Source organism: Marivirga arenosa (assembly GCF_030503895.2).
GTDB lineage: Bacteria > Bacteroidota > Bacteroidia > Cytophagales > Cyclobacteriaceae > Marivirga > Marivirga arenosa.
The window spans coordinates 1,330,024-1,355,948 of record NZ_CP129970.2; the positions used below are offsets into that span (position 1 = coordinate 1,330,024).

Genomic DNA, 25,925 nt, shown 5'->3' on the forward strand with positions numbered 1-25,925 from the left:
TCAGTCTAAAAAAATTTTAATTTGTCGGTCCATTAATTCTTGAATTGTTTTAGGGCTTTGATTATAATGAGCATACCATTCTACCGTTTTCTTTATGGCGATTTCTGCATCCCACTTTGGTTTCCAAGGCAAAAATTCTAATGCTTTAGAAATATCTAGGACTAATCTACTAGTTTCTTTAGGGGCATTTGAGTTTTTCTCAATACATATTTCCCCTTTACCATAATTTTGAATAGCATTTTTTGCAACTTCTAAGACTGGCCAAATGTCTTCAGCAAATGGCCCGAAATTCCAAGCTGCATTCAATACATCATTAGCCGGATTTTCATAGACTTGTTTAGCTAAAACCAAATAGGCATATAGGGCATCTAATACATGTTGCCAAGGTCGGATAGCTTCTGGATTCCTAATAACGACTTTTCGGTTTTTTTCAATAGATTTTATTATATCTGGTATCAGTCTATTTTCTGCAAAGTCACCTCCCCCAATCACATTTCCTGCTCTTGCGGTGGCAATAGATTTTCTATGTTTTAAATACTTTTCAGGGTGAAAAAAGCTATTTCGATAAGAATCTACAATCAATTCACATCCTGCTTTACTTGCACTGTAAGGATCAAACCCTCCTACAGTATCTGTTTCCAGGTAACCCTCAAACTTATTTTGGTCTTTGTAAACTTTATCGGTTGTTACAACTATACAGGTACAAGTTTTGTCTAATTTTTTTAATGCATCTAATAAATACACTGTGCCCATTTGGTTGACTTCAAATGTATAAACGGGGTCTTTGTAGGAATCAAGTACTAAAGGTTGAGCTGCCAAATGAAAAACAAAATCTGGCTCAAAATCTAAAAGCTCCTTTTCTAAATCATTCTTATTTCTAATATCACCTTCAACATGCTTACAAAATTCAGCAGCTTTAGTTATATTAAATAAGGAAGGATGGTGTGCTGGTAATGCAAACCCCTTCACATTTGCCCCTAGATGTTTTAATAAGTGAAGTAACCAGGTGCCTTTAAAACCGGTATGGCCAGTGACAAAAACCTTTTTATCTTCAAAAAAATTCATGATTATTCTTTTTCCGCTACTACAAAAAAGATGCAAGCATCCTTATCTACATAGGCTCTAGTCGTTTTTGAAAGGTTAGTATAAAACTCTGTAAGTTGAATAATTCGTTGCATTAAAAAACAAAATGGTGCTTTCCAGTACTTTACAAATGGAAAATGTATTAAACAAGCATCCTGAAAAAGTTGAACTGACATTGAGAGTAAACCCATCATTCCTTTTACTTCATGCACTTTGAAACCTGCCTTTTCAATTTCCTTTTGTAGACCGGTGCAAGTCCAGCGCCAATTGTCAACAGGGTCTGGATGGTACAGCCAATGACCATGAGTACTAAGTAGTAGCTTCTCTCCCTTTTTTAATATTCTATAGCATTCTTTTAGATAAGCGTTTGGGTTTTCAACATGTTCTAATACCTGAACTGACCAAACTAAATCTGCAGTATTATCCTTAATTTCAGTCTTATTAGTGTGGAGATTTACATAAGTATCTGCCTTGGTATTACCCTCAATATCCACTCCAATAAAACTTTCAACATGCGGATTTACTAGTGATTTATAAGGTAAGTCGCCACAGCCCATGTCTACTAAAGTTTGAACTTTTACTGGTTCAACATATTCTTCAACCCACCTAAGAATATGTCTTTTAAGTAATTTTAAATGCACATATCTACTGTGCCAAAGTGGTGGGTTCAATCTTATTAAACCTGATTCTTTTATTTTTCCCATATGTTCCAAGGTGCGTTCCCAGAATTCCACATTTCCTCTAACTCAACTTTATCGCGAAGAATATCCATGCATTTCCAAAACCCATGATGTTTATAGGCATGTAGCTGATTATCCTTAACTAAGTTAGCAAGTGGATCATGCTCAAACATGATGTTCTGACAATTTTCAGGGAAATAATTAAAAATATTAGGACTTAAAACAAAAAAGCCACCATTGATCCAAGTTCCGTTGCTTTGAGGCTTTTCGATAAATTCTGAGACATTTTCATCCCGATCAGTCTGGATAACACCAAATTTACCTGATGGTTGAATGGTGGTAAGGGTTGCTGACTTTCCCGACTTTTTATGTGAGCTAATCAAAGCTTCTAGATTAATGTCTGCTACTCCATCTCCATAGGTGAGCATAAAGTCTCCATCGCCTAAATATTGTTTAATCTTTCTAAGTCTACCAGCCGTTTTTGTATGTAAGCCAGTTTCTACTAAGGTTACTTTAAAATTTTCAGCCTCAGCATTATGTATTTCCATTTCATTACTTTTCATATCTATAGTAACGTCAGCATTATGCAGAAAATAATTAGCAAAATATTCTTTTATGATATAGCCTTTATACCCTAGGCAGATAATGAATTCATTAAAGCCCTGTGCCATATATATTTTCATAATATGCCAAATAATAGGCTTGTCCCCTATCTCAATCATTGGCTTGGGTTTAAGATAAGACTCTTCTGAAATACGTGAACCAAGACCGCCAGCAAAAATTACGATTTTCATTAAAATGTTAGGTTTAATTGTGAAAAAAGTACGAGCATTAACAATAAAAATATTGCTGTAAACTGAATCGTATACTGTAGATTAATTAATCTGTATGAAACTTGAACCTTAATTAAACCAAAAATAAAATAAACCATTCCATAACCAATCAAGGCTATTTGAAAACTGTTTAATAAATACCCAGGTAATAAGCCTAATAAAGAGCATAACAGTTGCAAAATTTGATATTTAAAAACTACTCTTTCCTTTTTAAATACTAACATTAAAGAATTTGAAAAAATTAAAAAGATATCTATTATTGCATAAAAGCCGATAATAGTTCCAAACACACCTGCTAAACTCCAGTTTTGCCCAAAGAAAAAAGGGAAAAGACTTTTAGATGCCAATATCATTATTATAAAAAAAGGTGTAGTCACAATAAATAAAAGAAGAGTAATTCTAGAAACAAATTGCTTTAATACTTGACCATTATCTTTAAGTTCATTTATTCTTTTTATTACTACTGAGCTAAGTGAATTAGTGATGACGATTATTGGCAAATATAGAATACTCACGGCTAAACTGTAGTGCCCTAAAATTTCTTTTCCGAATTGAAGAGTTATAAAAAAGATAGGTAACTGATTTATTAGAGTATTTATATAAGTAGAAGGAAGTATAAATTTAGGATAAGCTGCCTGTTCTTTTATTACTATTTTCATTTCATTAAAATCTACATTTCTTTGTATAATCTTCCATTCTGAATAAATGTTCTTTCTAAAATTTGAAAATATGATGATTGATTTGCTAATAATCTCGCTTAAAGCCAGTCCAAATATTGGTGCACTTATAAACCCTAAAATTAAGCTTGAAAAACGAGAGCCAACCTGGCTAATAACTCCATTTTTCGCTGCAAATTTAAACTGAGATTTTCTAATGTTCCAATTCGATAAAATTATTGTTAAACTATACAATATGCAAGCAATAACAATTAAGTGAATAAATAATTGATCTAAACCAAGTTCTAATTTAAATATTCCCTCTCTAAAATAAAGTAATTGAAATATTAGATAAAGGATAAAAGCAAGAATAAAAGTTAAAAGAAAACATGCAAAGAGTAAATTATAAAACTTTTTTCTTGTATTTATGATTATTAGAGCCTTTTCATAAGAAAGTGTACTTACAACTGCAAAATTCATAGCCACCGCATTAAAAAAAGAAAAATAACCATATGCTTCAGGTGAATATATTCTTGTTAGTATTGGAGTCACCACTAAGCTCAATACTACAGTCAGTAATTTACCACTAAATAGATATGAAAAATTCCTCGTAAAAGAACCTTTTGTCTTAAAGCTATTTAATATCGTTTCTAGCTCACCATTCAGTTTAGTAATTTTATTCTTTATCAATTATAAATTTTATTGCTTACTTGTAGATTTAGTTATTTTTATCTTATAAAACTTCTTTCTCATTGACATCAGGCTTGAAAATGTTTCCCAGTTTATTCCCAATAGTATGTTGAAATTCTCCTTCTTTTTTATGGCCTATAATATAATTTTTACCTAAGTCCTGTATGCTTATCGCGATGTCTGACATTTAATTTTTGGTTTTATCTTTAGAAACACCCCTATGATCTCCTCAAGGGGATAGTTTCAATAGGCTTTTAGTTATTTAATTCTTAATTGTTTACAGCTTCGCCCTTTCAGTCCCATTTCTGGTACTTAGCGGGTATTTTAAATATGGTAAGATTGCTTCACCCTAAGGGGATTCGCAATTACGGTTATTATGAAATATTGAAGTTCGGGTCTTCCCGATCAGCTATAAAGGGATTTCCATTCCCTCTCAATGGTTCAAGCGTCTGCTTGGACTAGCTATCTTCACATATAAGCTTTTCAGTATCTGCAACAAGCCCAAGCGGACGCTTGCGCTATTGCCGATCTGCGCTACACTTCGACTAAAAATGATACTTCCCTCCGTCACTTTCTTCCTCTTTCCCTAATTTCTTCACCTTAGCTGAACTAACTTCTGCTTTTAAAGCTAATCCTAAACTCTCAATATAAACAATTACCCTATCTTTTTGAGTATTTACAACTCTTCCTTCCTGTCCCTTCAAACTTCCGTACTGTATTTGTACTTTATCTCCTTTTTCAATAGGCTCCACTGTCACTTCTTCAAACTCACCTAACAATTTCTGAATAGCTAAAATTTCCTCCTCTCTAATTTTAGCATCTTCCTTCAAGTAACGTACGAAGCTCACTACTCCAGGAGTTTGCAAGATTTTTAATCGTTCCTCCTCTGTTTTATAGCGCACAAATACATAAGAAACAAAAACTGGAACCCTTACTTTTTTCTTACGATCCGACCATTGCCTTAATACCGTTTGTGTAGGGCAATACACCTCTATATTTTGTTCGGTCAGCCTTTCTGCCACTTTCTTCTCATTTCTGGATTTTGTGTATATGGCGAACCAATTATTCATAATCTACTATTTTAGTATACAAAAATAATTCTTCCTTTAGTTTAATAGAAATAAATCAGCTGAATTCGACCAACCGTGCGGGTCAATAGTTAGAAGTAGTAAAAACACTGTTTATTCATGAATGGTAGTTTCGAAGTTTAAATTATTTGAAATTAAAACAATTACGATTGTATCGAATAACTTTTTTCAGAAATAATTTTTCAACTTTAAAAAATGTTTTTCAAACATTTCCCAGCTTACCCTACTAATCAAAATTGTTAATAATAGTGCTACGGAAGTCTCCAATATCAAAACTTGCCATAATCTTGTATTGATACCTAATTTCGAAGTTAATGTAGTTGTTATTAATATCCCTATAAAATGAAGACAATACATTCCATATGTGTATTTACCTAGTTTAGAAAAAATTTTATTATTACTCATTTTATAAAAGGAATTTTTGGAATAAGATTGTTCAAGTATTATTAGCAAAAAAATTATTGCAACAAAAGACCTCTCTAAAACAGAAATAATTGAATTAATGCTATACAATTCATCCCTGAACAAAAATAATAAGGCTATAATAAGATAAAGCAAATAGACTATAGGTGTCTTTAAATTAATTATAAAATTCCTGAAACCAACTTTGGTATATACTAACCAAGCTCCTAATCCTCCAATCGCCATATCACCTATACAAGATAGGGTATGAAACTCGTGATATAGGTATTCCATTTTTAACGCTCTAAATATCCAAGATTGTAAAATAACAAATATGAAGACTAGCCAATATCTTTTAATTGGGATAATTAATAAAAGAATAGGCCAAACAAAATAAAATTGTTCTTCAATGGCAACGCTCCACAATACTCCAAGAATTGATGCATCCGGTAAACCCTTTTCAATGAAATTAAAATTATTTAGAAAAACTAAATACGACCATAAATCTGCAGTTTCATTGGGTATTTGACCAAATAAAGATTTTAACAGAGGAAAGATTACAAAGCCAAAGAAAACTGAAAAGTAAAATAATGGCCAAATTCTTAAGACTCGTCTCATCCAAAAATTCTTTAAATTGATTTTTGAACTTCTGTCCTTCTCGGAGATCAGTAAATATGTAATTAAGAACCCGCTTAAAACAAAAAAGAAGTTAACTCCTAAGTTTCCATTACCAAACAAATCCCATTTTATAAATTTATATATACTGCTATTTAAAATATAATCTTTTTCAGTATGGAAACTATGATAAAAAAAGACCGATAAAAAGCATATAAATCTCCATCCGTCCAGATTGGAAAAGTAAATTTTAGACTGAGTCAATAATCTTGATTTTTATAGCAAAGTGCAAAATTAATAATACTATTTTACTTGAATCAATCCATCACCGAAAATTTCAACCTTTTGAATGCACCTTTGTCGTTAGAGATGATAATATGATACATCCCTGTTTTAAAAGACTGAGTAGATAATTCATGTTGAGTGGTTCCTGCTGGTAATTTAATGGCTTCTAATTCACTTCCTCTCATATCATAAACCCTTATGCTTAGCTCTTCATTTAAAGTTGAATTAAATTGAAGGTTCACGAAATCTCTGGCTGGATTAGGGTATAAATTTACATTCATTTCTTCCAGAGCTGTATTAGAAGTTACATTGGAATAAGATAGTAGAGGTACATCAGTCACAAAATCACTTTGGAAAACCTCTCCCGTTTCAATATCCTGAATAAAGGATACCACCATTAAGGGTTCAGCATCATTTGCACTAGTTGCTAAAAAGGAAGTTTCCAATTGTCCACTTTCATTACCCGATACATCCACTCCCTCCACTTGAGGTAATATCCCCCTTAAAACGTTGTAATAGGTTTTAGCAGGATTGGTCTCCAACGCGCCTCCTGAAACCTCTTTATAAAGAACAGTAACAAAAAGTCTGGCGTTTTCACTAAAAATACTATTCGAATTATAATTAACTTTTACATTCAATTGATCATCCGCTGCTTTTGATATTTCCGTTGAAAGATTTACTGCGCTTGAAACTAATAAGCTGTTATTTAATCGGTTTTGAGCAGCATCAGAACTAAACGAAAATTCATTATTGAGCACTCCATCTATTGAAAAAGCATTATCAGCTTCATATGCATCATATTGATAGATACGAGATAGCATAGCACTTGCATTTTGCACAAATAAAGGATCAGATTCATTCAATCTGTAGTTAATCCAAGTAAAACTTGTGGACCGAGCAAACCTTGAATTTAGTGAATCCATTTCGGTCGCATCTGAATTGACTTCTTCATTGCCAAAATATTCAACCAGCACATTTCTATTTAAACTACCAATTGCGAAATTATCGAAAGCCACTCCATCAGGTAGAAAGCCAGTATTGTTGGATTTAAATTGAAAACGGAACATCACATTTGATCTTTCACTTTGTGATAATACATCCAAAGCATGTTTTGCCTGAATTCTTTTTACCAATTCATCTTGAATTGTTTCATCTGACCAACCTTGACCAAAAACGTTATTATTGACAAGACCAGAAGCGGTAATATTATCAGTTCCTGGTCTGGATCTAATTGCAGAGCTTTCATACCAATTCAATCCAGAGGATATACCATCATCAAAATTACCTAAAAGGCTCCATTGTTTATTGGGGTCTTCAATTCTCAAATTATCCGTAGAATATTCTAAAATCAGTCCATCCACATTATCAATTACATCTATCCATAAATCAAAATTAACAGCAGGTTTTTCGATTTGGCTAATATCCATTACTGGAGAATATACATAAGATTGTTCTCCAGGATTGTAAGATCCATTAGCATTTGTGATCCATAATTTACTTTCTGAAATTATGCTTGAAGAATCACCAGGTTGATTCCACTCCCAAGAATTATTAGTATCAATGGAGCTTACCCATTCATTATTAGAGGAATTAAAATCAAAAGAAAAATTAGAAGAGCTACTTAATTCAGGTACAACTACAATTTGATGGCTTACAGATGTATTACAGTTGAATAAGGTATTAATAACGAAATCCACTTGATACTGACCTGCTCCGTATTGGGAAAAATCAACAGTTAATTGTTTCAGATCTATATTAGTTTGATTCTCGGAATATACTAATTCAAGTCCGTTATCAGTAATTCTATTTATGAACCAATCATAACTGGCAACATTGTTTTCATTATGATTAGCTGTAAAAATTATAGGAGCACTACCATAACTTGATTTATTCCACTCTAAGGTTGGAACGCCTAATAATCTATAGGTGATTTCTGTAGCGTTACTGCTACACAATTCGTCATCTTCTCCTGAACTATTTACATTTTTACGTACAACATAAAATTTTACTTCATTGCTATTCGCAAATAATTCGGAAGGTGGAGTGAAAGTTAAACCGTTGCCTATGGGTTCTCCCGTTAAATCCACATTGGTAAACCATTCCAATTCCTGGATTGGATTTGTACCATCATAATTAGTAACAGAAGCTTCTTCAATGTTACCATTTATATTGCATAAATCAGTACTTGATAACAAGGGTTGTTCCGGCTGTTTATACACTATAAAACTGAATGTTTCTGTAGCTGAACATGAATTCAAATTGGTATAACTGTATTCCATCCAAACCTCTATAGATTCTTCTCCAATACTATCCAAATAAACATCTAGTGGAGCAGGGTCAAACTGTAATCCCACATTTACATCTCCAATTATCAAACTATCTGGAAATGAGGCTTGATTTAAGGTGTCTTTCAAAATAAATGAATAGGTATTTTGATTATTAGAACCTAAGGCCTCTAAATCAGCTGGTTCATCATAGGTGCACATGTCATATTCAGGTCCTTGGTATTCTAATGTTGGCAATGGATTAGCCCTAACTGTTTGAGAACCCGCTTCCAAAATTACATTTGCAGGATTTAACTTTTCGCGAGTAGAAAAGGATATTACTACTGCAGAAGGATCTGCAGCAGCTTGATTGTCTTCATATGCAATGAATGGATTAAATACTGCTTTAAAAACTTGTGTTGGGGTACCATCTATAATTTCAGTTTGTAAACCTAATTCTGTTATGCCAGGACCCTGAATCGAAATGACTTCAAAATCATCCCCAAGTATACTGGGCTGAACGAAGATGATATCTTCTTCATCAGAAACACAATATTGAGCTAGTAAATTCTGGAAACTTGAGTTTTCAGCATAAACATTAAACCTTATGGTTTCGGATGCGGGACAACCGAATTCATCTGTATAGGTAAAAGTTATGATGTGATCATCTGCAGGATCAAATATATCGGTAACATTTAAAATACTAGGATCCAAATAATAATTTCCATCAGAATCTTGCACTACACCAGGACCAGAGAAAACACCACCTGACTGAATATTCCCTATTTGTCCGCCTTCTCCAGTTAATAAAAACCTTGGATCACCTTGTGAAACGGTTGTATTTCCTGTGTAGGTAATATTAGCAACTGGCGCTGGTTTTATGGTAACATTTATGGTTTGAACAACACTTTCACATGTAGTAATTGGATTAATTTCTTTTACAGTAATAATTTCAACTGTCTCAGTGGTTACTTCCTTAAAATCAACAAAAATTATATTTCCAGTTCTAGGACCATCAATACTGTTTTTATCATTTTGCCCTGGTGTATCTGAACCTTCATTAGACAGTGTCCATTCAAATGTACTTGAGGTGCTACTAGGAGACATTCTAAATCTTACGCCAAATTCACCGCTACATACATTAGCAGGAGCTAAGGATATAGTTGGGGCTGGTAAATCATTGATATTAATATTCAATTCTTCTGGTGGTGGAGTACCTCCACATCCGCCACTTGTTGGAATAGCACCAACGGTTGCTAATCCATTTGCAATTTCTTGAGGACTTGCTTTATAAAAAGGATTCTCTAAAGTAGAAGTTAAAGTAAATGTTGTGGCATTAGCAGAAGCCGCAAAACCCCATGACCCATCATGTACACCGTTTTCACCGTATTGATCATTTCTTGACCATTCTAAAGAAGTTGCTCCTCCACCCAAAGTAGCACTAAGAGGTTCAATCACATAAGGTCCACTTCCATCATTTTGAATACAAGCGTTTAAATCAGGCCCAACATTTACAGATATCGTATTAACGAATACAATCGTAATCTCATCAAAATCTTGAGAACACGGATTCGGAGCGGTTGGATCGTCAGAAGTTAATCTTAAGGTGATACTTCCATATGCCGCATCAGCCAGACTAGGATAGTAGGTAGGAGTTAAGCTTGTAGTCGTTTTTTCACTAAAATTACTTGAGAAACCTCCTCCACCAGAACTTGGTCCATCCACAATAGTCCATTCCCCAGATGTAATATCTCCTACTATGCTTGGTAACACACCCATTAAAGCTCCATCTGATAAATCAACTTGGTCATCTTGGGCTAAACAAACTGCAACCGTACTGACACCTAAATCTGAGTCGAAAATACCTCCTGCTTCCACATTTGATTGCTCATATTCTGTTATCACTAAATCAACTCCATTATCTGCAGCACTACAGGTATTCAAATCAGGATCCTCATCGATAATGGATATGATTGAATAGGTATTTGCACCTGAAACAGGTGGGTTAACTTGAACAGTTTCTCCAGACAAATAATTATTTTCAGTAAAGATGTTTACTCCATCTGAATACTGAACTGTATAGGTTCCAGAACCTCCGACAATATCAAATTGAATAGCCGTTTCTATAGGTGCTGCCTCTGTTCCTGGTACATCACAAACAACATCCGTTCCCACACTTACCAATACAATCTGTCCGCTACTTGGTCCAACTTTAATTGCCGTTGTAGAGGTAGTGGAAGCATCATCCGTATTACCATCTTGACCATTAATTTTATTTAAAGTGATTTTTCCCGGTACTGTTCCTGCTGGCACTGTAAATGAAATAGTATTATCATCATCAATTGAAAAAGTAGTAATTTCAAAAGGAGAACCACTTTCTACATCCGTAAGAATTTGACTTACACCTGTAAAGTATTGCCCTGAAATTGTAAATACCTCGCCCACACATGCAGCAATAGAAAAATCATCAATTCTCGCTGGACCAAAAGTCGTAAATGACCAATTTGAAACCCCAGTAAAAGCAGCCAATGGGTTACCTGCTAAATCCGTAATGGCTCCAGCATCAAATTCAAAATAATATTCCGTTGAATCTTGAAGCGAGGCTGCCAGAGAATTAAAATTTAGGGTAGTTGCACTTGAGTTTGAAAAAGCGGTAGATCCATCGAGAGTGGCCAAAGTAGACCCACTTGCAACATCAATAAGTCTTATATTAGCTGTTCCAGCACCTGTAACTTGTTCATTTAAAGTAATCGCAAAGGTTTTTGTTTGAGACACATTTAAACTTCCATTTGCTGGAGAAAATGGATTCGGATCTAAGCTAGGTGGTTCCGTATCAATTATAATAGCTTTATTTGCAGCTAAGGTATTATTCGCCCCGTTTAATGTTAAATCGGAAGGATTTCCAACTAAATCTAATATCTCATTTTGGGATAAGGAGATAGAGGAAACCGCTAAATCGTTAGTATTTTCACCCTGACTGATTCCACCGATGGTATAGGTGAAATTTAATTCATTCCCATTTGTTATATCATCAAAAATGGCAGAAACACCAGTATTTAAATTTAAAGTTGGAGGAACACCCGTTTGCTGGATATTTTCATTAAATATCACTTTAATATTCACAATTTCACCAGGACCGTAAATCCCATCAACTGTACTGGAAGTTATAGCGGTTATAAAAGGTGATTGAGTATCAATTTTTAATTGTTTATCATCAGAAAGGGCATTTCCTTGTAAACCTAATTCCGCTGGATTTAAAGAACTGCTACTTACAATAGTTGAACCATTTAGATCAAGGCTTAACACTTCTAAAGGATCAGCATTATCACCTGCAGTAATGGTATAACTGAATACAATTAAATCATCAGTATGGCTACTATAAGTGGCAATTGCTGAACCACTTGAATTTAAAATTAGCTGTGGGCTCTGAGTCCCTCCTAAAGTTACAATTTCATCAAAATCAATAGTAATTTCGATCGGCCCATCTCCCTCTTTGTATGATCCTGTTGTATTGCTTGAACTTATGGCTTCAATTTTTGGCGGAATAGTATTGATATTAAATGGATCAGAATCAGTACTACTCATGCTATTTCCAGCCTCATCTAATGCCCCCGAAATAGTAATAGAAGCATTATTTATAAGTTCTTCAGTACCATCATGAGTAAAAGAGTAAACATATCGTTGCGAATTAACCCAGCTCCCACTTTCAAGACTGAAGTTAGTAGGCGCTGAAATAGTAACCGTTGGTTCAGTTCCTGTATCCATCAACTCTCCAAAATCTGCCGTCAATTCTATTGTATTATTAGGCAAATTCACCAAAGATTGATTTAAAGACAATGAAGCTATTGGATTTTCTGTATCTATAGAGAATAAATCATTTTCATCAACCGCTATCATACTGTTATTCGAGATATCCTTTGCAGATGCAATATTTACATCAATATCTTTAATGGTTTGTCCAACATCTACAACATTGTAATAAGAAGTGTATACCAATCCTGCTACATCCCAGCCACTACTAGTTGCTGAAAATGTAATACTAGTTGTTGGATCTTCACCTATTGTTGGGAAAGTAATAACTGGGTCTGCCGTTCCATCGGTTATCATTTCTTCATCAAACTCAATACTAATTTGAAAAGCTTCAACCCCTGTATCATCATCCGATATACTTGCTGGAGAAGCATTAATTGAAACTATTTCTGGTGGCGTTAAATCTTGAAAACTATAAGTTTTATCAATAGTGATTGCCGGAAATAAATATGAACTTTCTTGAAAGTTAAAATTAGAACTTATTAAACTAAAAGTAATATCAGGTGTAGAGGCTGGCACCGTTGCACTAACCGCTGCTACAATAAAATAATAGGAGGAATTATTATCAATACTCTCAGTTAAAGAAGCAAAAGTAATTTCAGTATTTACACCATTATCATTTACGGATCCAGTTGATATATTTACATCTGCACCATCAAATGTATCATCAGTTGATGCATACAATCTTATATTACTCAATTTGCCTGTTAATTCCTGATCAGACCCTAAAACAATATCATTAATCTCTGCACTGCTGAGAGCTGTAATGTCAAAGCCAACTAATATTTCATCCGTAGCACCATTCACTAAATCGCCATCATTATATACTGCTCCGATTTCACTAAGGGTGATTTTTGGATTTACGGTTATCGTATTACTTGTGGCAATTGAAATTGAATTGCCAGCATCTTCTATCGAAAGGGTACCGTCTCCACTACCTTGATAATTAAAATTTGCCGGAAAATCTAAAACTCCATTATTGAAATTAGCAGGAGGGTTTTGAACAGAAATTCCACCGGTACCCAGTGAGTACCCATTTACATAATCCAAATCTAAATTTCCATTTTCATCAGTTACCTCTACTTGTGGAGCCGTGGTAAAATTTTCAGTTGCATTTATTGTGGTAGGAGAAGGCTCTTGAGTAAAATTAAACTCGGAGGCAATAACTTCAACTTTGTTATTTGTGGTACCTGATGAAATGGATGAGGAAGAGGCATCAAATAAACTTGAATTTGATTGAACTGTCATTTTAGAAGGATAAAGTTCAACGACTATATTTTTATTATCAATAACAGACGAAATATTATCCTTTAACCGTATTTGAAGCTGAAAATTTGAGGTAGTATTATCGGCAATATATCCTTTTTCTCCTGCTTGATCACTCTCATTCCCTGAGTACTCAATGATAATACTGTCTGCTAATATATTGACTGCACTTTCATTCCCACCAGAAGTAATATTGACCAATCTTGCATCTGCAATTATATCATCCCAGCCAATTCCTTCCAATTCAAAATCATCATCAGCCGCAATAGAAAATGCTAATCTATTTAATTCTGTTGGTATTCCATCAGTACCATTATCGATAATATTGAAATCGAGAATAGCAACTCTAGCCCCTGAATTATCATTAGTTACCGAATTGATGCTTACGGAAGCAGAATTAAAAAAAATCGTACCATTAGCAGCAGCTCCTGTTGTTGATGCTGAGGTAGTTCCGGGTGAGGCAGGAGTTACATAACAATTACCATCTGAATTGTAAGCAAATACTGCAAAGTGATAGGTGGTTGATAAATCTAATCCTGTAACTGTTATACTATTTCCAATCCCATTATAAACGGCTTTATTAGTTCCTGATCCATTCGGTAAATCAGACCCTCCAGAAAAATTAGCATCTGCAGAATAGGAGTCCCCTATTACAGGTTCAAATGAAACAGCTGCCCCTTCTTTTACAACTACTAAATATCGGTCTGCACCTGAAACTGTATTCCAACTTACTGTAATGTTTAAGGGGTTAATATCTGCTGGATCAATAGTATTAAAAGTAGATTGTGCAGCGGGTGGTGCACAAAGTGTGGTAAAACTATCCAAATCAGGACCTGTCTGTGTGATATAATTTATCGTTGAAGGATCAGCTCCTTCAGCATATGGAATAATATAAAAACTATAGTTGCTATTTGCATTAAGTGAAGAAAGAGAAACATTACTAGTAGCAGAAGTAGTGTAGCTTACTCCAGCAGGGAATGTTAAATCAGCTGGTGCATTGCCATCTATCACATCATTTATATCTAAATCAGCAGAATTCTGAGTATATAAAATAAGGTATTTATCAGCATTGGTAACATCATTCCAATTGATATCAGCTGAATTAGTTGTTATGTTTGAAACTGAAAAGCTTCCTCCATCAGCTTTTCCAGCTGGTGGATCTGATAAGGTCCAAAAAGTTAACTGTGGAGGATTTATTAATCTATAATTTAAAGTCGGGACAGTTCCATCGGAATTATAATGTATAACATTTACAGTATATTCACTAGCTTCTGAAAGACCGCTTAATGAAAGACTTGTTATTGTTTGATCTATTTCCCAATCATAAAATGACCCTAAAATTCCTGCTTGATCATCAGGAGATGATCCATCTTGCAAAGTTGATATATCCCTTGGACCTGACCCTGGCTCAGCATATAAAACATATCCACCATTATCAGCAGGTGCATAAGCATATTCATCTATTGTAAAAGCTGCTGTACTCGAAGTCTTTGATGCTAAACTTAAGCCTGTAACTGATGCTGTTGGTTCTGTTGCTAGTGTAAAAAATGATTGCTCTGATGAAGTATAAGTTGGAGTACCACTTGCGTTATCTGCTCCATACAAAACATAAAAATATTGCGTTGCCGGACTTAAACCAGTAACTGATCCATTGACGTCTAAAAAGCCATTTACATTTGTTAAGATAGGTGCAGTTAAAGGCGAGTAAACGCCAGTTTCAGTTCCAAATCTGAATTGATACTCAACACCGACAGCAGCACTAGAGTTTAAAGTACCATTTATTGTAGCAGAACTTACCCCAATATTGCTTGCTGGGCTTACACTAACACCTGTAAAAGTCTGAGCTTTTATAAGTTGAACTTGAAGTGTTATTATAATGAAAATGTAAAAATATTTTTTCATAAAAATATGCCTTTAAGCATGTATTTATTGTAATCGCCCAAAGGCATCTGTTTTAATTAAAATTAATGTGTTTTCACCTCCGAAAATGGTTTTACCTATAGTATAAATACCATCATTTATCATAAGGGCATCCATTAATTCCTCATTTTCATTAGTGCCAAAGGCCTTAGAGAATATTTCACCTCCATTAGCATTTCTTCGGGAAAAATAGAAGTTGGTTTGTCTATTTTCGGAGCCATCAATCTGTAATGATTGAAAGCCTGTTACCAAATATCCAGATTCCGTTTTCTGTACATTATTCAGAAAAACATCACCTGATTCACCAAAAACAAAAGAACTTCCACTTTCTTGGCTGTAATAGAATAGTTGATTATTACCGTTTTGTGTTAGTTCTCCAAACACAATTGGATTCATATCTATCATCAATAATTTTTCAGCCTTAACAGAAGAAGATAAATTATTTCCGATGTGAATTTCCTGATCATTAACCTGCAACAGATTGGGTTGTACTTTTGCCAGATAAGACCTGGTTCTATTATAAGCCCATATATATTCTCCAACTGCATTTCTATAGGCTTTTGTAGCGGGTGGAACATCATATTTTTCTGCCGATTTAATATCGATAATATTGGAACTACTTAAATCAATTCTTCCGATAATGGGATAGGATGTCTGATCTTTAAATTCTTGAGCAATGAATAATAATTCATTTTGATCTTCGGCCACCCCGTACAAATTATAGGTAGCAGAATTATGGTGGGTAGTAGCACTTAGCGAATCAAGATTACTGTTAATTTTATAAAAAACTAAACTACTATCTTCAGCTATGCTATTGATAGAGGTTGAAGCAATTACTATTTCATCATTTGTTAATTTTAGAACATCTTTAGCAGACCAATTTTCATTATTTTCAGGTAAATATCTTTCATTTAAAACATTACCGTTTAAATCAATTTTCAGTACGCGAATTTTTCTAATTTGCTCTCCTTGCTCAAAAGAAGTGGTGTTAGACACAATTAGTAAATTTCCATCCGATAATGACCTAATTGCGATTGGGTTATCTGTACCTCTTCCTTCTAAAATCTTAAAATAATTTTTAGGAGTTACTGGTTCAAGTCCTTCCTCGGTATTACAAGCTAGCTGCAATAATCCAATGTTGAGAATTAGTATATAAATTAAAAGCTTTCTCATTTTTTAAGTTCTGGTTTAAAATATGGAAAACGAATGCCTAATCTTAACCAAATCGCGTGGCCTTTATAATCAAAATTGGAATAAGCAACGCTATTCAATTCTAATCTTTGTTGTTCTGTCATCGCAGACTTATTTACTTCATCTAAAATTCTATATTGAAATAGCAGTTCAGTGGTGATAAAATTCACACCCAATTCTTTAAAATTGGCTCTCAACCCTAAAATTCCGCTCATATTAAATTGATTTCTGAAGGATAACATGTCATAATTATTCAACTCTTCCCCTAAGCCATTAAGATTAACACCTGACATCAATAAATAATGAAAAGATGGCCCAGCTGTGGCTTCCAATAAGAATTTTTTGACCCAAGGAAGTTTATAATTAACTAGAATTGGCATTTCTAACCATTGCTGTGTTTCTTCAATAATTTGAAAATTATTACCTTCAGCACTTTCTATTGGTCTATTAAGAATTGTATTTCTGAAATTGTAAATAGCTTCTAAATTCGCTGAAATTTCTTTGGTAATTGGATATTGAAAAAATAAGCCGCCTGATATCCCTAGTGGTAAATCGTAAGTACCTGGAAGTAATAAATTATGATTACTTTCATACTGAATCTGCATGATATTGTAGGAAGCACCCCCTTTAAAGCCGAAAAAAAACTTTGGTTCAGCATCAAAATTTTCCGCAAGAATTATCAATTCGATAGGGTCAGATTCCTCATTTGGTGTAAACTCAGGATTAATCTTAAGAAGTTTTAAATAGGATTTTTCTGCTTCAGCTTGATCTTCATTAAATAAGTGAGATAATGTTATTAACCTGAGCGCTTCAACTTTTTCCTCCTTTGTAAATCCATCCTCAACACAATTTGATAATAGATTCGAAAGAGTTTTTAGCCTTCCTTCATCATATGCATTTCGAGCATCTCTTAAATTTTGAACGCAGGAAGTCTGCGCATTAGCTAAAAAGGAAAATGCCAATATACAGAAGCTTAATATGAATATTTTATTGACTGGCATCCGTTAATTTTTCAAGGTTTTCACACGTTTTTTCATAATCTAAATCACTGCCTATATAAGTAGCCCATTCCGTTTGTGACATATTTCTGTTTAACTCATTGCAAAGTTTATCTCCCATAATTTCTGTAGAATAAGGCCATACTTTTATAAGCCCATCTTCTGATGCTGAGAAAATCCATTTGTTATTTGCACTAAAATCAGTTGACCAAACCCAGTCATCATGATCAGATAATACTATTGGGGGTTGAGTAATTTCAGAAAGATTCCAAACTCTTACAGTTTTATCTTTAGCAGCCGATAATAATGCGCTTCCATTATCGCTTACTTTCAGTTCGTCTATTCCTCCCATATGTCCTGTTAATGCATTAGGAGCAGAAAAATTATAGTCAGTGAATAGGTTTACAGTTCCATTTATATCACCAATCACGATAAAATTAAATTTAGAGGTAATAGTGCTTAATTCTGCTGAATTGGTAAACATAATCATGGCATCTTCACCGGCTTTATTAATTTTGACTAAGTCACCATTTTCTGTGGCTAACCAAATATTATCCTTATTCTCTTCAACTGTAAAGTCATTAATTTTTATATCGGATTGATAAATCTTTTGGCTTTTTCCATTTACCAGTTTCTTAATTGAAGTACCTCCTTCATCCAAAACCCAAATATGATCATCTGCCAAATACATTTTAACAAAAGCACCACTTACTCCTTTAATAATTTTAGGATCTGGTCTGTTTTGAGTTAAATCATAACTTTCAATAATGGATTCCCCACTTTCAGTAATGAATTGCCCTGCTGCAAACATGATGTTATTTTCCTCATCAAAAATCATTGATTTCACAACTCTCCTATTCCTGATTGGTGCAACAGTATCAGCCACCCACTGACTAGAATTTTTAGTCCATTTTAAAATACTTCCCTGAGCACCCGCTGAATAAAACTCATCATCAGTAATTCCACCTATCACCACTTTAGCAGATTTATTATGTCCTTTTATTTTATTCGTCAGAGCATGACCAAAATCTTTCAGGGCATAATACAAGCCATCATAAATCTCAGGATCATAATTATAATTACTGTATCGTTTATTAAAACTGTAGGCTTGCTGAGCTAATAAACCCTTAAGCTGTGGATCATTTAATTGAGGCGCTTTTACCGCAATCGCATTAGCAATTGCTAAATATCTCAATTGATCAGCTCTTGATTTCTCTTGTTCGGCTCTTTCCTTTTCTTGATTCGCTTGTTTTTCAGCTTCTCTGGCAGCTATTGCAGCCTCACTTGCTTCTCCTTCAGCTTTAACGGCTGCTATTCTTCTCTCTTCTGCTAAAGCTGCGGATTGTGTTGCTTGAATTCTTCGTTGCTCGGCTAGATCTGCACTTTCTTCCGCATCATTTTTAGCTTCTGTGGCTTCTTCCTCTTTCTGAATTGCTAATAATCTTTGTTCTTCTGCTAACTCTTTCTGTTGTTCTGCAATATCCTTTTGCTCCATAGCGAGCCTTTCATTACGTTCAGCAACAGTTTGCTGATAGAAAGCATAAATCAAGAACAATACTGATATCACAGTAGCTCCTGCCATAATAAGAGCGGTTAATCGAGCTGTTCTTAATCTTCTTTTTTGCTGTAATTCTTTTGCTCTTTGCTCTATTTCATATTCTTCGGCAGAATGTTCTAGGAAAGAAATCGTTCTTTCATAAGCTGGATGATAACGCTGACCCCAGACTAATGTTGGATTATGCTTTTCCTTCCAGTTTAAAGCTAATTGTAGATCAGGTGGACGCCACAAACTTGTTTTTCCCTGTTGAAACATATCAGCAGCCTGAGCAAGCCTTTTATACATAGCAACAGCATCCGCTTCATCATTCACCCAGTTTTTCAAGCGGCTCCAAATTCTCATAATACTCTCATGAGAAATATCAATAATTGAATTACTATGCAGAGGGACTCCAAATTGCGGTGTTAAAAGAGAGCGGCTAGGGTCTCTAAATTTCTCAATTACTTGTATGATTTTCTCCTCAGAAGTATTTGCTATAGAAGCTATTTCATGTAGTTGGGTAGGTCTACGGATGCCGTAACTTCCACCCCCTCTTTTTTCAGTAATCGCCTTAAATAAAAACTCGCAATTTCTTTGTTGTTCCTCGTTTAACTCCTCATAGGCTTCATTGGCATGCATGGATAAAGCCTCTGACATGGTGCCTATGGCCTCATAATGCTTGATATCTAGTGGCTCATGATCATAATCTCTGAAATGACTCCAATAGTCCCAGGTACGCATTAAAGCATGCTGTAAAATTGGAAGCTGATCAGGGTTGTCTCCTAAATCATTTAGTAACTGCTGCGTTAATCTTGGAGCAATTTCAGCGTTTCCTACTGCAACAGGTCCAGTAATAGCTCTTCTTTTTTGCTCCCTTGTCATCTGAGGAATCAGATATTGACTATCATTAATTTGTCTAGTCAATTCAGGAAACTGTGAACATTCACCAATGAAGTCTGATCGCATAGTGATGGCCACATAAATGGGCACATCCGCATGATTTACGGCTTCCATTAATAGGTTAATGAAAGCTAATGTTTCATTAACTGATTGCATATTTGAAGAGTCCTTAAAGCGGAATAGTTCTTCAAATTGATCAACTAATATTAAATAATTTTTCTCTTCATCTCCTTTAATTTGCATGATGGTTTCAACCAAACCAACCGATGAACTCTTAAGAAGAGAAGAGATGATGGTCTGCTTTATTTTAGCATCCTCATCAGATGTTTCTTTCCCCTTTGAGTCAGCCTTGTAAATAGATTGTGCCAGATTATCAATGGGCGCTGCTCCAGGACGAGTAACAACAACTTCCCAATTTGTAGAGCGTCCCGTCAGAAAGCCTCCATACAGGATAGGTAATACACCACAATAAATAAAAGAAGATTTACCACTTCCTGAAGGACCAATTACTCCTACAAATCTGTGTTGTGAAAGTTTTAGTAATACCTCATCACTTTGGCCTTCTCTTCCGAAAAACAGATGACTTTCTTCAATTTTAAAAGGACGCAAGCCAGGGAAAGGATTATTCTTTTTCCCGTATTGTGTGCTTTTACTACTCGATATGCTTACTTTTTCCTCTTGCATTTTAGCTTTCTCTTGCCACATTTGCATGGCTTTCATCAAAAGCCACTTTTACATCACTAATAAATTTACTTAGATTTTTTGAATCTTTACTTGTATCTACCTCTACCTCGTATCTGCTAATAAACTCATCCTCAGTACCTTTTGACTTTTCAGAGATCAGAAGCTTGCCTAATACCGGTTTTGATCTTCCAAATCCAGGAGCCTTAAGCAAATCAAGTAATTTCATATAAACCCACTGATTATTCACCTCGCTTTGATACACTATTGCTGCATCCATTTTCTTGAGTGCATCAATGTGCCTATTTCTTAAATCCATCAAACCTCCCTGAGCGTCTAAAGTGATCAACTCCACATCAAACTGCTGAATATCTTGCTTTAATTTTGTTGCTGAAATAGAATCAATTTCATCATAAATAAGATAGATGATAGGTTTTTCCTGCTCATTATATTCTTTCTGACTTCTTAGTTTCTTATTCAGTCCCTTATCTAATAACTCTTCCCAAAGCGTATTTTTGAAATCTTCTAAAGAGGTTTGCAAAACTTCCGCACCAAAGGATACTTTATCATCACGTTTGATATTATGAATAAAAGATCGCTGCTTTTCACTAGCATATTTTAAAGCAGGGCTAATCCAGATTAGGCGATTAAAATCAGAAGAATGACTTTTCGCAAAATCAGCCGCCATACTATTCTGAATATCCATAATTGAATTTTCAGAGCCGTTAGGAATAGTTCCATATGAGGCTCCAATCATATGAATGGAAAAATGACATTTCTCTAAATCAGCTTTTATTGATTTTTTAATTGCTGCTGAAGTATGAGGTAATAAACTCTTAGGAAAAACTTCATATCCATGGCGAGTCAATTCTCTTTTAATGATATTTCTGGCTCCTGCCAAATCCTGCCCAGTTTCAGCTAGGTATATAGCTCTTCTTCCATGCTTTTCTTTTTCACTTTCTTTATGGTTCATTTTAAGGATGGTTTCATATATATCGAAACATAAATCCACCATCTTCATCCAATAGCCCTTTTCTGCTTCCTTTGAGAAGAACTCCATAAGTTCTTGTTCCTCATTTTCAGTATTTAAATAAAAGATGTACGACCTAAGCGCTTTAAGCTTTTCTGGCATATCCACATAGGCTAATGGAGATTTGAAAACGGGAAATGTAGTTTCGTTTGCTTTTTCAGCTTTGGCTGGTTGAAATAACTCTTCTATTCTATCAAGGCAAGCACCGGATAGTATAAAATCTGGAGATAAAATTGGAATAAATAAACTATTCTTACCGAACTTAAATTGAGGAGTTTCATCAGAAATTAAATTGATTTTAATCTCTCTATTCATAGTCTGCTTTAGCATCATGAATAGAAACTTTTCAAAATAGCTTACCCAGCCCTTATCGTCCAGAATTGGCTCATTATCTCTTTCAGAATATATAATACTTACTTCTAGCTTGTCATTCATATTTTTGATTGATAATGTTGGGTAATAGCAGTAAATAACTGATTTGTAAATTCTTGACTTCTAGACATTAATGTGTAGAAATTATTTATATTTAGTTGAAATACTACTGCATTTTCATCTGCGATTAGGCTTTCGGCTTTGAGATGTTTTTCAGGGATAAATAACTCTCCATACACATCCTTTTCTACTAGTTTCACATCTGCTTCAAATTCAGTCTGTAGATGTAGACTACCAGACGCTACTACATAAATGGCATTATTCTCGAGATTTTTTAAATCAATTTTATCCCCTGTCTTTAGTCTGATTACTTGAGTATTATCAGCCAGTTCACATAATTGATCACCATTTATTTTATGGAATATTTCAATTTGTTTTAGAAACATCACGATTTCTACTAATAAGAAATAACCATCATTTAAACCATCATCCAATTGATTACTTGAAATGGTTTTGATCAACTGGTCTTGATCTTCTTGATTTACTCTTGAAATTACCTTTTCATATTGCTCTCTATTTCGATGATACAGCAACCAAACAGCAACTTCCTGTAATAGTCTGTCTTTGTTAAAGATGTGAGCAATTACTGCGTAACTGGGTTCATAACCTTCTTGATAGGCTAGAGAATATAGAGCACAAGCTTTTATCCAGCGAGAAATCTGATTATAGTCTCTATTTAAGATGTTTTTTAATAATTGGAGTGGTTCAAATTTTTCACGAGGAAAAAAGTTATCAAGCAATTTAATTTTTTCACTAGTGCTAATATCATCAACCAAAGGAAAGAGTTTTGACTTTAATTCTGAATCAATGAACATATCCAGAAGTTCAATTCCATAGGCAATTCCTTCTGAAGTATCTGATAGGATATTTTCTTTTACCAGGGATACTGATTCAGTATCATAGATTAAAGAGAGCAATAAAAAAACCTGTTCATAATTATGCCCAATTTCCTCTTTAAAAGCTTGTCTTAATATTTCAAATTTTTCTTCCTTAGGTAATTCTTGTAAAGCCGCCATATTCCAAATGGCCTTCCCAATTTCTTCTTCTATTAGGGTTATGATAATTTGGGCTTGATTTCCTTCCGCATTAAAATCCTCATACCCAAACCCATTAAGCATTTCATAAACCACTCTTTTATCTGGGTAATCAATTTTTTTCAACAATAAAGCTTCGGCTTCATCTCCACCAATTTTACCCATTATTCTCACAACCGCCATTTTAATTTTATCTGACTGTCCTGACTTGTGAAAGGCAGATTCTAAATGATGTAACACTTCTTTTCCTGCCGAAATGAGAGAAGCTGCTGCTGCATGACCAAACTTCTCAGTACCAAGCAAATCAATCAAAATATTCCAGGTTTCATGTCTTTTCAGAATCCTGGCGGTTTCAATCGCTTCCATTCGGACTTCTATGTTGGCATCCTTCAATAAATCGAGTAGTAGGAATATATTTTTGGCATCCGCATGTTGCCTGAAAATTCTGGCTGTGTAAAGCCTTTTGGCAGGATCTAATGACCGCGCCCAATTACTCAGTTGATCAAAGCTTACCGGAGCCACATCTCTAGATTGGTTTTCTTTTAATGCTTTTTCAGCTAGTTTTTTAAGGGTTAAATCTGAATTTTCATTAAAGGCATGTTGATCGTCCCCTAAGTATTCTCTCATTTTAGGCGAAATGTCACCTTTGAAATTTTGCTTGAAAGCATTGAACTCTTCTGGCTCGAGCTTTTCCATCAATTTTAACCCATAAAGCCTTCTATGTTCTTCATCACTATTAACCTGCTTATGCAATAATCGGCTAATGGAGTTTTCATTCTCATCAACTTTATTTTTTTCCTTATTTTTTACCAAAGTTTTTTGCAAAGTGGATCTGTAGCCACCGTGCATTCTTTGAGTTACAAAATACCAAATTATTAAAAGTGGTAATACAGCTACTGATATGGTTAATAAATTGAATACCTCTACATTATTTAACACTATAATGATAGCACCGGCAATCATACCTGCGAAAGCATTAACAACTCCTTGTATTTTTACCTGAATATCGAATCTACTTTCAACATCAAGTGGTAGAAAATACAATTTAAATGTAGGTTCATCTAATGCATCCTTTAAAGAAGTAACAAAAAGCTTACTCACGGCTATGGTTACAAAGAAAAATATAAATGTGGGATCATCAGGAGTAAAGCCAAATCCGGCACCTATCAAACATGCTGCACCTACCATAATCATAATTAGGATTGGATTGATAAGCAGGGAAACTTTTAATCCATATAGTGAAATGATTTTATCCGTAGCAAAAGTTTGGAATAAAAAGCTGAAAATGATGATTGTACCATTAAAATACGCTAAAAAGGTTGCCAAATTACTTTCTTCAAATTGCGCTGATGCGACACTAAAGAAGGAGTAATCAATAAAAGTAATGGCTATTACACTTACCAATACGAAACCTACCATTAGCAACATGTATTTGTTACTCAATACATTTTTATACGACACAAACTCACTTCTTTCCCCTCTTCTAATATGCTTCTTTGAGCTATTCATTAGCCAAAGAAAAGACAAATACATCCCACCAAGACTAAAAACACTTAAGGTAATTAGATCCTTCTCTGCAAAATCAGGCTGATTCAATAAGAATGGGATTACAATTAATAGAGCTAAAATTGAAGCAGTTAGCTGACCAGTATCAATTCCTCCGATAATTCTTTTGGACTGCCTAAGATCAAATAGTCTTCCGAATGCACCCCAGAAAATTAATAGAATAAGATACGTAAAGGGCAATACAAAAGTAAAAGTGATAAAGTATAATGGGGATACATCTGGTAAGTATGCATACGCTACCTCTACAGAAATTAATAACAGGAATATTACTAGTAGGGTATAGCCTGCTAAACGTACGAAGCTAATTTTTGACTGAAAGTAATTAAAAAGATAAGTGGCTATTACACCAATAGCACCTGAAACTACAATTGCTAAAGGTAAGTCCGTTTCTTCACTAAAATTATTCAGAAAAAGTGCTTCAGCCCCAACCGATAAGCCAGAAACAAAAAAGCCCATGAAAAAACCCATGAGTAATAGTAAAAATACTCTTTTGGATTCTGGCTCTTCGGCATTTAAAACATTTAGGACTAACTTTTTCAAAAAAACAGTATCTACATAATATCGGTGTAATTTATGCTATTTATCTACATTGTAATATTTTTTCAATAAATATTTAGACTTTATTTCGATGAGTGGCTATATTTAAAGGATAGTAAACAATATGTGATTAAACATCTATTTAAGCTCTTGTAATTGAGAAGTAATAAATTGCACCTTTTACTAGAAAAGAATATAAGATTAACAAAAAGCACACTATACCAACATCATTGTTCGTCATCCTTTTTAGAATTCAGTTTTCGAATGTATCGGTTCAATACAAAAGCTGCGGTCCAGAAGGCTAAGGCTACTAAAGTATACTCCATGGCTTGGTCACCTGCATACCTAAGGCTGTAATAAAACACCATAATCATGATGATTACCAAAACCCAATAAACTATTCTTAAAATCTTAGTTAACTCCATTC

Annotated in this window: 14 protein-coding genes; all 14 read right to left on the bottom strand. The window is 34.3% G+C overall.

Annotated features, from left to right (window positions below; translation table 11 throughout):
• The 14 genes from rfbG to QYS48_RS05900 all read right to left on the bottom strand — a co-directional run bounded on the left by rfbG (nt 1) and on the right by QYS48_RS05900 (nt 25,923).
• The gene (rfbG, locus tag QYS48_RS05835) at nt 1-1,065 is read right to left on the bottom strand and encodes a CDP-glucose 4,6-dehydratase (RefSeq protein ID WP_308357910.1); all 1,065 of its coding nucleotides are present in this window, start codon (nt 1,063-1,065) and stop codon (nt 1-3) included.
• A gap of 2 nt (nt 1,066-1,067) precedes the next feature.
• On the bottom strand, nt 1,068-1,787 hold the full coding sequence (locus QYS48_RS05840) for a class I SAM-dependent methyltransferase (RefSeq protein WP_308357911.1): 720 nt from the start codon (nt 1,785-1,787) through the stop codon (nt 1,068-1,070).
• The gene (gene rfbF / locus QYS48_RS05845) at nt 1,775-2,557 is read right to left on the bottom strand and encodes a glucose-1-phosphate cytidylyltransferase (protein WP_308357912.1); all 783 of its coding nucleotides are present in this window, start codon (nt 2,555-2,557) and stop codon (nt 1,775-1,777) included. The genes QYS48_RS05840 and rfbF overlap by 13 nt, the downstream gene beginning before the upstream one ends.
• Entirely contained in the window at nt 2,557-3,942 is a 1,386-nt protein-coding gene (locus QYS48_RS05850) for an oligosaccharide flippase family protein (protein WP_308357913.1), read from the bottom strand. The genes rfbF and QYS48_RS05850 overlap by 1 nt, the downstream gene beginning before the upstream one ends.
• 43 nt (nt 3,943-3,985) lie before the next feature.
• Nucleotides 3,986-4,129: a hypothetical protein gene (locus QYS48_RS05855; protein WP_308357914.1), complete on the bottom strand. Its 144-nt coding sequence runs from the start codon at nt 4,127-4,129 to the stop codon at nt 3,986-3,988.
• Between the two features lie 358 nt (nt 4,130-4,487).
• Complete coding sequence (locus tag QYS48_RS05860; RefSeq protein ID WP_308357915.1) at nt 4,488-5,012, bottom strand: UpxY family transcription antiterminator; 525 nt, start codon at nt 5,010-5,012, stop codon at nt 4,488-4,490.
• 186 nt (nt 5,013-5,198) lie between these two features.
• On the bottom strand, nt 5,199-6,311 hold the full coding sequence (locus QYS48_RS05865) for an acyltransferase (protein WP_308357916.1): 1,113 nt from the start codon (nt 6,309-6,311) through the stop codon (nt 5,199-5,201).
• A gap of 53 nt (nt 6,312-6,364) precedes the next feature.
• Complete coding sequence (locus QYS48_RS05870) at nt 6,365-15,574, bottom strand: T9SS type A sorting domain-containing protein (protein WP_308357917.1); 9,210 nt, start codon at nt 15,572-15,574, stop codon at nt 6,365-6,367.
• Nucleotides 15,575-15,598: 24 nt separating this feature from the next.
• A complete protein-coding gene (locus QYS48_RS05875; RefSeq protein WP_308357918.1) occupies nt 15,599-16,765 on the bottom strand; it encodes a hypothetical protein in 1,167 nt (388 codons plus the stop codon).
• Nucleotides 16,762-17,784 carry an outer membrane beta-barrel protein gene (locus QYS48_RS05880; RefSeq protein WP_308357919.1) on the bottom strand — a complete coding sequence of 341 codons (1,023 nt, stop codon included), beginning with the start codon at nt 17,782-17,784 and terminating at the stop codon, nt 16,762-16,764. The genes QYS48_RS05875 and QYS48_RS05880 overlap by 4 nt, the downstream gene beginning before the upstream one ends.
• Nucleotides 17,771-20,938 carry a High-affnity carbon uptake protein Hat/HatR gene (locus QYS48_RS05885; protein WP_308357920.1) on the bottom strand — a complete coding sequence of 1,056 codons (3,168 nt, stop codon included), beginning with the start codon at nt 20,936-20,938 and terminating at the stop codon, nt 17,771-17,773. The genes QYS48_RS05880 and QYS48_RS05885 overlap by 14 nt, the downstream gene beginning before the upstream one ends.
• Nucleotides 20,904-22,364 (bottom strand): DUF4062 domain-containing protein, encoded by a 1,461-nt coding sequence (locus QYS48_RS05890; RefSeq protein ID WP_308357921.1) that lies wholly within the window; start codon nt 22,362-22,364, stop codon nt 20,904-20,906. Before QYS48_RS05890 ends, QYS48_RS05885 begins: the two co-directional genes overlap by 35 nt.
• Nucleotides 22,361-25,501, bottom strand: a complete 3,141-nt coding sequence (locus QYS48_RS05895) for a hypothetical protein (protein WP_308357922.1) — start codon at nt 25,499-25,501, stop codon at nt 22,361-22,363. Before QYS48_RS05895 ends, QYS48_RS05890 begins: the two co-directional genes overlap by 4 nt.
• A gap of 224 nt (nt 25,502-25,725) precedes the next feature.
• Complete coding sequence (locus QYS48_RS05900) at nt 25,726-25,923, bottom strand: hypothetical protein (protein WP_302103092.1); 198 nt, start codon at nt 25,921-25,923, stop codon at nt 25,726-25,728.
• Nucleotides 25,924-25,925: the final 2 nt, after the last annotated feature.